The 8738-nt window shown below is 47.1% G+C and carries 10 protein-coding genes; all 10 read right to left on the reverse strand.

The window, feature by feature from the left end:
- A partial coding sequence (locus FWJ59_RS06180) for a sigma factor (RefSeq protein WP_414481093.1) occupies positions 1–247 on the reverse strand: 247 nt, incomplete at its 3' end.
- Positions 248–343: 96 nt separating this feature from the next.
- Positions 344–1075, reverse strand: a complete 732-nt coding sequence (gene sigE, locus FWJ59_RS06185) for an RNA polymerase sporulation sigma factor SigE (protein WP_414481094.1) — start codon at positions 1073–1075, stop codon at positions 344–346.
- A 17-nt stretch (positions 1076–1092) separates the two neighbouring features.
- The gene (spoIIGA, locus tag FWJ59_RS06190) at positions 1093–1974 is read right to left on the reverse strand and encodes a sigma-E processing peptidase SpoIIGA (protein WP_414481095.1); all 882 of its coding nucleotides are present in this window, start codon (positions 1972–1974) and stop codon (positions 1093–1095) included.
- Between the two features lie 241 nt (positions 1975–2215).
- Positions 2216–3265, reverse strand: a complete 1050-nt coding sequence (gene ftsZ / locus FWJ59_RS06195; RefSeq protein ID WP_414481102.1) for a cell division protein FtsZ — start codon at positions 3263–3265, stop codon at positions 2216–2218.
- A 350-nt stretch (positions 3266–3615) separates the two neighbouring features.
- Positions 3616–3963: a small basic family protein gene (locus FWJ59_RS06200; protein WP_414481096.1), complete on the reverse strand. Its 348-nt coding sequence runs from the start codon at positions 3961–3963 to the stop codon at positions 3616–3618.
- Between the two features lies 1 nt (position 3964).
- Complete coding sequence (locus tag FWJ59_RS06205; RefSeq protein WP_414481097.1) at positions 3965–4708, reverse strand: DUF881 domain-containing protein; 744 nt, start codon at positions 4706–4708, stop codon at positions 3965–3967.
- Positions 4709–4718: 10 nt separating this feature from the next.
- Complete coding sequence (locus FWJ59_RS06210) at positions 4719–5447, reverse strand: DUF881 domain-containing protein (RefSeq protein ID WP_414481098.1); 729 nt, start codon at positions 5445–5447, stop codon at positions 4719–4721.
- On the reverse strand, positions 5444–6187 hold the full coding sequence (locus FWJ59_RS06215) for a cell division protein FtsQ/DivIB (RefSeq protein ID WP_414481099.1): 744 nt from the start codon (positions 6185–6187) through the stop codon (positions 5444–5446). The genes FWJ59_RS06210 and FWJ59_RS06215 overlap by 4 nt, the downstream gene beginning before the upstream one ends.
- Before the next feature lie 40 nt (positions 6188–6227).
- Complete coding sequence (gene murA, locus FWJ59_RS06220; protein WP_414481100.1) at positions 6228–7487, reverse strand: UDP-N-acetylglucosamine 1-carboxyvinyltransferase; 1260 nt, start codon at positions 7485–7487, stop codon at positions 6228–6230.
- A gap of 109 nt (positions 7488–7596) precedes the next feature.
- A complete protein-coding gene (gene spoVE / locus FWJ59_RS06225; RefSeq protein ID WP_414481101.1) occupies positions 7597–8706 on the reverse strand; it encodes a stage V sporulation protein E in 1110 nt (369 codons plus the stop codon).
- Positions 8707–8738 lie beyond the last annotated feature (32 nt).

The following is an 8738-nucleotide window of genomic DNA, read 5'->3' on the forward strand; positions in this document are numbered from 1 at the left end:
CAAAATTATCAATAGCTTTGATGAGTCCGATACATCCCACCTGGAAAAGGTCGTCTATGTTTTCACCCCGGTTGCTAAACCTTTGAATGACGCTCAACACCAGCCTGAGATTGCCTTGGATGAATTCGTCCCTCGCGCTCTTATCGCCTGCATGCATCCGTTCAAAAAGCTCTCGCATCTTTTCGTTGGAAAGCACCGGTAACTTGGACGTGTCCACACCACAAATCTCAACCTTATTTGCCGACATACCAAAAATCCTCCATCCCTTTTACACGATATTGCTGCTTTGTCTCCAACAGATTCTATTGAAAGTATTACCTTGGACAGAGGATTTTATTCAAAGTCAGACCATGCGACTAATTTCCTTTTTTAACCTTTTTATTATCCTCTTTTCCAGCCGCGATATGTAGGATTGGGAAATCCCCAGCATATCGGCCACCTCTTTTTGCGTCTTTTCCTTGCCGCTTCTCAGCCCAAACCGCAACTCCACTATGCGCCTTTCCCGCTTTGAAAGCTTGTTGATGGCCATATCCAGCAGTTCCTTCTCTACCTCATCCTCAATGCTTTTGTACACCAGATCGTTATCTGTACCCAGTATGTCGGACAGCAGCAGCTCATTGCCATCCCAATCCACGTTCAAGGGCTCGTCAAACGATACCTCCGCTTTTACCTTGCAGTTTCTTCTAAGGTACATCAAGATCTCATTTTCGATGCACCGTGAAGCATAGGTAGCCAGCTTGATCTTCTTCGATGGATCAAAGGTATTAACCGCTTTAATAAGCCCGATGGTTCCGATGGAAACCAGGTCATCCACTCCCACCTTCGTATTTTCAAACTTCCTGGCGATGTATACCACCAGCCTCAGGTTTCGCTCTATCAACGTGCTCTTCACAGAGGTATCTCCTTTTTCCAAACGATGAAGAAGCTGATCCTCTTCCTCATTGGTTAGGGGAGGTGGAAGTGCTTCGCTCCCGCTTATGTAGAATATGGGCAAGCCTCTTAGCCGTGGAAACTTAATGAGCAGCTTCATGATAAAAAGATAGTACTTCATGGTGAGCCTTTTGTAAAACTTCATTTTGCAATCCCCCCTTTTTAAGCGACTATCTCTGGATGGACTAGTGCCTGATAATGCTGATTGCTTGACAATTTGTGGTTGCATATACCGACAACGATGTCTCCGGCGGTATGCCATCTTCCGTTTTTCAATATCAAAACCTCATCGGGCTTAAACCCCACCAGTATTCCGCCTGCCTTGCCTACCGTGGCATAGGGGATTATTCTAAACCTCTCAATCCAGCTTGACCTGCTGACTACCTGGAGTATCGCATGAAAGTCATCCTCGTATGGCCCTATAAATATCTCTTGTATTTCCTGAGGTAACAGCTCCCTGATCTTTGAAAACTCCGCCACCATGACGGGATGCCTGCTTACCGGGTCCAAAAGCATGTTGCCCGTATCCAGCAGTGCATCAACCGTAACTTCCTTCCCCTCAAAGTATATTTTCACCTTGTAAAGCAGCTGGTCTTTGGAAAGGTGCAGGCGGATAAACCTCCACATGGTATGCACCAAGATTATGACCAACACCCCGGCTATTATCAGCTTGTTGACGGGGTAATCCTTTATCACAAAAACGCCTCTTTCGATGGCAATATAATCCTGTGTAAAAAAGTACAACCCCAGGGCAACGCCTCCAAAAACAAAAGTAGTGACATAAAAAAAAGTAAAGGCTTTAAAAAAGTCTTTCAAAGTGTTAAACTTAAAGGCTACCAGCAACATCACCAACGATAGGGCTATTTTAAGGAAAAAGCTATTCAAGACCTCAAATCCCGGCATGAAAAATATGATCGCATATAAGGCTCCTATACCCGCTGAAACCCACAGCCTCCAAAAAGAAGCCTTTACCTTGGATATCCTAAAGGTGATCCAGAGTATCGAAAAGTTCATTATAAAATTATCAAGCCATAATACATCCAAGTACCTGTACTCTACCCCATGAGTATCCCCGCTCCCCTTACTCTCGCCTTTATTATAAAGCAGGGCATGTTTAAAAATTTGTAAAATTAAGTCCGATAAAACAAAAAAATAAACGACAATAAAAACAATTTTTATTGTCGTTTTGCACCTTTGAACTAAAATTCCCTATATTTTTGTACATTACAACAAACACAGGTAAATCAATAAATCCTTGTTGCGGCTTCCATAGGAATAAACGCTTTTATCCCCTGGTTCTCCTTAGGAAAATGGGTATATCCAGCTCATCGTCATCCCTTACGCTGGAAAAGAGCTTCTCGGCTGCCCGTTCTATCTTCTTTTTTCCGTCGTCTTTCTTATTCTTTTCCTCAAAACCGGTAGCGATTACGGTTATTCGAATTTCATCCTGAAGGCTTTCGTCGATGACCGCTCCAAAGATTATATTGGCATCGGGATCGGCAGCCTGAGCTACCAGTTCTGCCGCTTCATTGACCTCGTACAGGCTCAAGCTTTCGCCTCCGGTTATATTGAGCAGCACACCTCTGGCACCTTCAATGGTGGTCTCAAGTAGCGGGCTTTGAATGGCCTGCTTGGCCGCTTCTATAGCGCGCCCTTCCCCGCTGGCCCTGCCAATGCCCATATGAGCCAATCCTTTTTCTTTCATAATGGTCCTCACGTCGGCAAAATCAAGATTGATGAGGCCCGGAACCGCTATGAGGTCGGAGATACCCTGTACGCCCTGCCTCAAGACATCGTCTGCTATTCGGAAAGCTTCCAGCATAGTGGTGCGCTTTTCGACGATCTGCAATAGCCGATCGTTGGGTATGGTGATCAAGGTATCAACCCTTTGCTTTAGCTCCTGAATCCCTTTTTCAGCGTTGATCATCCGTTGCCTGCCTTCAAACGAGAAAGGTTTGGTAACCACCCCTACCGTCAAGATCCCCAATTCCTTAGCGATCTCGGCAATGACCGGGGCAGCCCCTGTCCCAGTACCTCCGCCCATACCCGCTGTTATGAATATCATATCCGCCCCTTTTAGCGCCTGCGTAATCTCCTCGCGGCTTTCTTCAGCCGCCCTCTGTCCAATCTCGGGATTAGCACCGGCACCCAAACCCTTGGTCAGCTTTTCACCGATCTGTATCTTATGGTTAGCCTGGGAAGCAAACAAAGCCTGTTTATCTGTATTTATGGCGATGAACTCTACGCCCTTTAAGCCAAACTGTATCATCCTGTTTACGGCGTTGTTCCCTCCGCCCCCTACTCCGACCACCTTAATTTCAGCTAACTGTTCCATATCGATATCAAACTCTATCAAATTACACCCTCCCCTTTACACCTAAAAGATTTCCATTACAGCCTAAAAGATTTTCATGGACTAATTCAAAGGTAGCCGATAATACCCTTATTACCAGAATTTCCGTGCATATAAAACCGTCCCCTTGCTAGTTCGCATATTGATGGGATCAACCGGGACATGTGTATCTGCCTTCCTCTCTGCGGACCATTATAACCATCAACTGCACATGTTAGTGCATGAGGCATGTCCCCTCGCAGCTTGTAACAACTGGCAAATTCACTATATTAGTATGTTACCACATAATTGAACAAAATTAAATCTATTTTGTAGCAATTTTTTCAAAATTATCATCTAGCACGTTCACGCCAACGATTCAAGAGATGGCGCCTGATGGTAGCAAAATTCTGAAAAAGCCTGGTACCGAAAGCAAATATGGCTGCCAGATATATGGGCACGTCCAGCCTGTCTCCAATATAGGCCAGACCTGCAGCCAAGAAGGCGTTGCCAAAAAATCCCGATATAAAAGCATCAGCCTCAAACTTTTGTTCAAGGCTTGCCCTTATCCCACCGAAAACCGAGTCCAAAGCCGCAAGGACAGCGATGGACATGTAGGGCGAATATGCCGTTGGTATATGTATGGGCAAGGTCAAGCCCAGTATTATGCCCACCAGAATTCCGATAATGGGCAATAGCAAGCTACTCACCTCCTTCAACAGGCCTGGCATAATTGAAATTCACATCCCCGTAATAGCGGGGTATCTTTACATTGTCGAGCTTCTTGATGCTGAATTCAAGGCCATAAAAGGTAAGTACATGATATACGCTATCAGGCCGTTTAAAATAGCTAGCCAGGGCATCCGGGTCACCGATGGCATGTATGATAAAGGGAGGTGTAAACCGTTGGTCTGCACCAACGGTGATGGTAGGCCCTCCGCAGCTTATCCTGGATGTGGCCAAAATCCTTGTACCGTTGATGGCAATGGCCTCGGCACCCGCTGCCTTGAGCTCGTTGACCACCTCCAACAAATCTATATCGTGCACGATGAAGTCGGAAATGGAATAAAGCTCACTTGGCATTATGGTATCCCTTTTTCGATCGTTAAGTATGATCTCAACTCCAGGCCCTTCCAGGTCGGTGAGGCCCGCCAATATTCTTGCCTGTTCAAGCTGCGCCCTGATCTCCTCGCCCCTATATATCCTCCCTGTAGCTTCTTCTTCATATTTATTGAGTACCACCTCTTTTTGCTTTAGTTTCTCCTTCAATTGGCTGTTTGCCTCCTGCAGCGATTTCAACTGGCTCCTCAGTTCCTGAATCTTGCGCACAGAAGTCGTAACCCCGATATCGTAACCTATCCTCTGGTTGTCGAAACATTTTACAATGAAGAAGCTTAAAAGCATGGTCATAAAGCTTAAAATCAATAGATCCTTCCTTATCTTCATTACCTACCCCTCAACTCTTGGCATTGGTATCCTGAACCGGCTTCGCAAACTTATACTGGAAGGTCCCTTTGTATTTGGGAATTCTAATATTGTCCACCCTCTTGATGTTGATCTGCAAATATACCCCAAGGTCATCGGCAACCCCTCCCAGCAGCTTAAGGGCCGCCTCCAGCGTGTCGGGATTCCCAATGGCTTTTATCTCAAAGGGGGCTGAATAGCGGTTGGTATTTATGACTATATAATTGCCCGCATTTCGTATTTCAGTGGTGGCAATTATTCGCTCGTCATTGATGGCAATGGCTTCGGCACCGGCAGCGTTAAGCTCGTTTACCAGCTTAAGCAGGTCGTCATAGCGCACGTTTTGAACGATGGCATCCTCTCCCCATTCGTTTACATATTTGACGTTGACGGTTACCACCACACCAGGGCCTTGAAGGTCCACAAGGCCCGCCAGCATCCTGGTACGCTCCAGCTCCTCGTAAATCAGCTTGTTGCTCTGGCCTTCGCTTTGAATGGCATTTTCAAATTCCCTTATCCTTTCCTCATACTCCTTTATACGCGCCTCCAACGCATCATTTTCCTGCTCAAGCTTTTGTACCTGCCGGGTAAGCTCCTGGGTCCGCTGAAGCGAAACGCTACCCCCAACCCTTTGGACGTTTTTGAACTGAGCAGCCAAAGCCAGTCCAAGTATTAAGCTTACAAAGGTTATGGATAATTGGGCGCTTAAGGACTTCTTCATTGGGTCACCTCTTCTTCCAAAGGTTTGAATATGGCCTGATTTGCTGCGCTTACATCAAGTATACCATTTGCCCCCGTGCTGTCAATCTCTCGAAAATTGGGCGTTTTGAGCCATTTTAACTTCTTATCAACCTCTATGGCTTGTCCCACCCTTACCACGGTGCCATTTCGGGAAACCATGTAGATATCGTTGGGGTCCTCCACGATTATTTCCGAAATATCCTCCTGTAGCTGCTGCTTGTATATCCCCTCCAGCAGGCGGCTTAAAGCTTTCATTTGATACCAATCGGCAAGTGAAAGGGGTTTGCCCACCGTACATCCCATAAGCCCTAACCCCTGGACCAGCGGATAAGGTATATCATCCAGCCTATCGCGGATCTCTATCACATAGCCTTCTACGTCTATGATGACATAGGAACCCAAATAAGGGATAGCCGCCGCCGGCTTCCTTTCAGCTACATTGATGATGACCTCGTCGGGGAAGTTAAAATCTATGGACAAAACCTTCAAAAGGGGATTGGATTCCAGCCTTTCCCTCACCAGTTTTCTGTCTATTTTAAAAATGTTTTCACCTATGGGTATTCCTGCTATCCGGATAATATCCTCATCTTTTACATCTTTATTTCCCATAACGGTTATCTTTTTTACCTGGAATACCTCTGTGCCGATATATACCATAGCAACCATGGTAGCCAGCAAAAACAATAGCAGGAATAACCCCTTTTTTCTTCCGTTCCCCATAAAGCTCCCTCGGCTTTTAATTTTATACAAGCTCCCTTTTTTAATCGTCTACCTTTACGATATCGGCACCTATGGCGCTCAATGCAACTTCCAGCTTTTCATAACCCCTATCAATGTAAGAAGCGTTTTCCACAATTGTTTGGCCCTCGGCCCGCAGCCCGGCCAGTACCAGCGCCGCTCCTCCCCTTAAATCCTTGGCTACAACGGTAGTACCCTTAAGGCTTCTGACGCCGTGTATGATGGCGGTCTGTCCATCAATCCTGATATTGGCTCCCATCCTTACCAGTTCCGGCACATGCCTGAACCTGTTTTCAAATATGGTTTCGGTTATTATGCTGGTCCCCCTGGCCACCGACAGCAGGCTGGTAAACTGGGCCTGCATATCGGTTGGGAAGCCCGGATACGGCAAGGTCTTGATGTGCTCTATAGCCCTGAGCCGGTATTTCCCCTTCACCCTCACGCTTGAGTCCTGTATATGGACGGTACAGCCCGCTTCCCTCAGCTTGTATATGATGGATTGAACGTGTTCGGGTACTACGTTCTCGACTAAAACGTCGCCCCCGGTTATAGCCGCTGCAACCATATAGGTGCCCGCCACAATGCGATCTGGAATGATGGTATATTCCACCTCTTTGAAACTGCTCTGCACACCCTCTATAACTATGGTATTGGTACCCGCTCCCCGTACATTCCCTCCCATGGCATTGATGAAGTTTTGCAGGTCCACGATCTCCGGCTCCTTGGCGGCATTGTAGATAACAGTACGCCCTTTGGCCTTTACCGCCGCCAGCATCACGTTTTCGGTAGCTCCCACGCTGGGATAATCCAGATGAACAACCCCACCCTCCATCCTGGGCGCAACGCAATCCAGGTACCCATTGGATTCATCTATAAGTACTCCCAGTTGCCTGAGCCCTTTAATGTGGAGGTCGATGGGGCGCTGCCCTATCTCACAACCTCCAGGATATGTTATGCGTGCCCTACCTGCCCTGGAAAGCATCGCCCCCAAAAATATTATGGAGGAACGAATTTCGCGGACATAGCAATCGGGTATTACCCACTGGGACACGTTAGAAGGGTCAATGATCAAATGCCTACCTTCCCTTTTAACCTTGCAACCGATGGACTCCAGAATCAAGATGGTCTTTGCAACGTCCAGAAGGTCAGGACAGTCGTGCAAAACGACTTGTTTTTCGGTCAACAAAACCGCTGCCAATATGGGAAGAATGGCATTTTTAGCTCCTCCTACACGCGCCTTTCCCTCCAATCGCCTGCCGCCATTTATGATATATCGTGCCATTGGTCACACCTCTTTTCATGAATATCATCCCTTTTTTAGTATGTCTCAACTCTCCACAACACCATGATATGCAGCCTCAAAAAGAGGTGTGACACAGTGGCCTGGCAGGCTAGCTTATCTTCGAGTATTTCGATATATTGAGCAGCACTCCTATGCTGGCCATGAAAATGGCCAGCGAAGAACCTCCAAAGCTTATAAAGGGGAGCGGCAAACCGGTAGGCGGCATGGAGGCGGTTACCACCGCTATATTTATGACGGCTTGTATGCCTATCATGCCGATAATGCCCGATGCTAGCAGGCAACTAAAGAGATCAGGAGCAGTGATGGCTATCTTCAATCCCCTCCATATGAGGATGACGAACAGCATTATGAGCAGCGCACATCCAACGAACCCCAGCTCCTCGCCGATGATGGCAAATATGAAGTCGGTTTCGGGATAGGGTATGTACAGATACTTTTGCCTGCTCTCACCAAGGCCCATCCCAAACAGGCCACCTGACCCCAAAGAGTACAGCGACTGTATTATCTGATAACCCGTTTCCAAAGGATCCTTCCATGGGTCCCAAAATGCATACCATCTCTCCATGCGATATTCAGCCGACTTTATGAGGAAAACAGCCGCACCGGCGCCCCCAACTACCAACAAGCCCAAATGCCAAAGCCTGACGCCTGCCACAAAGAGCATCAACATCACAAGCAACAACAGGCTGCCAGCCGTGCTCATGTTGGGCTGAAGCATTATGAGCCCGAACAACACGCCGGTCACCAAAAGGTAAGGTACCACGCCTTTGAAGAAATACTTCATCTTATCCTTTCTTTGAGACATGCTATCGGCTAAAAACAGCACAAGGGCGAACTTGGCGATTTCAGAAGGTTGAACGCTCAAGCCCCCTATATTTAGCCATCGTTTGGCGTTGTTTCGCTCAACGCCCACGACGAGTACAGCCACCAAAAGCGCTATGCTCACCAGCAGCAACAGCTTCGAAAACTTTCTAATCTTCCAGTAATCCAAGTTTGCCGTAAAAGCCATGGCCACAAAGCCGACAACCGCCCACAGGCACTGGCGTTTAAAAAAATAGTACTTGTCTCCCCATCTCATTCCGGCATAGTAGAAGCTGGCACTGAATACCATGATGGTGCCGAAAGCCACCAATATTATAATAGTAAGCAGGATGGGATAATCGATTGGGTTTTTAGCCTTTTTGGGCTTTTTGGTCATTCAACTTCCCCCTTAAGAGCCTTGACAGCGCT

The organism is Caldicoprobacter sp. (genome assembly GCF_047459465.1).
GTDB lineage: Bacteria > Bacillota > Clostridia > Caldicoprobacterales > Caldicoprobacteraceae > Caldicoprobacter.